Source organism: Arthrobacter sp. E3, assembly GCF_017353415.1.
Lineage (GTDB): Bacteria > Actinomycetota > Actinomycetes > Actinomycetales > Micrococcaceae > Specibacter.
Map to the genome: position 1 here is coordinate 1 of NZ_JAFMPX010000081.1, position 1332 is coordinate 1332.

Consider the following 1332-nt stretch of genomic DNA (forward strand, 5'->3'; position numbering starts at 1 on the left):
TGATCCGTGGAGTGCTTGACAGTCCTTTTCATGGCCTCGAACCGTCATGGTCGTTCTGAACGTCTTCAGGACGACCATGGCGGGGACCTTTTGGCCCCTGCCTTGTTCTTTAGATTGCCGGGTTGGTGCGGTGGCTGTGGAGTTTGAGCAGGTTGTGGCACGCTGCGAGGAACTCCCATTCATGTGCGGCTTTGCCCATGCCGCGTAGCAGGAGGTGTTTGCCTTGGCGGGTGTGGATTTGCCCGAAGACTGGTTCCACGATGACCTTACGCCGGGCGTATACCTCCCTCCCTTGCTTCGTCTTCAATCGCCGGGCCATGCGTTCGCTCAGGGTTGCTTTGGCCGGGATCCTGCCCCGGGGTGTTTCCGGGATCGGGGCACTGTGTTTCATGCGCCGGGTGGAGATGAAAAACCCTGTCTTGTGGGCAGCTTCGATGTCCTTGATGTGTTCAAGATTCGCCGCTGAGCAGTACCCGGCATCGGCACTCCACGTCACAGGGACCGCACCCACCGTCGCGGTGGTGTGTTCGATCATGGGGATCAGCTGTTGGATATCGGTGGGAGCATTGTTCAGCACGGTGGCGATAATGACCTGGTGCTCGGCATCGACCACGGCCTGGGCGTTGTAGCAGTAATGGTAGGACCCGTCAGCGGTCTTCATGATCCTGGCGTCCGGGTCCGTGAAGTTCCGTTGCGCGGTCGGTTTCGGCACGGCCGCCGCAGCTGCTGTGTCGCCGGCACCGGTGATGTCATCATCATCCCCGCCACGGGAACGGGCTTTCTCCTGAGCTATGTGGCGGGCCTTGTCCGCGGCTTCTTCCTCGATCGAGGCACGTGCCACCGCCATCGCTTCCGCCCGTGCCTGACGGTTCGCCAATTCGGCCGGCAGCTCGTCCCCACGCTTGCCGGGCCCGAAGAGGGCGTCTTCATCGGCGTCAACGGTTTTCGCTTCTTCCATCAACGCACTGATCTCCTCAGCCAGGACCTTCTGTTTCTCGGTGAGTCGGGCATAGGACATGGCCTTGTGCCGGGACGTGTTCGCCCGCACTTTCGTCCCGTCCAGGGCGACCTTGCCCAACGAGACCATGCCCGCGGCCTGGCACAGTTGCAGGGCTTGGAGGAACACGTTCGCCAACGCAGCCAGGTGGCGTTCACGGAAACGACCGATCGAGCGGAAGTCCGGGGCTTGCTGGGCAGCCAACCACCGAAAAGCCACCACATCAGTACACGCCCGCTCCAGCTCCCGGGAGGAACGGACCCCGACGCAATACCCGTACAACACGATCCGCAACATCAACCGCGGGTCATAGGGCGGCTGACCCTTCGCCTTCG

Annotated in this window: 1 protein-coding gene; it reads right to left on the reverse strand. The window is 62.0% G+C overall.

Annotated elements, in window-relative coordinates:
- Window positions 1-109: 109 nt before the first annotated feature.
- On the reverse strand, window positions 110-1332 hold a 1223-nt coding region (locus JMA46_RS16690; protein ID WP_207346472.1), incomplete at its 5' end, for a transposase.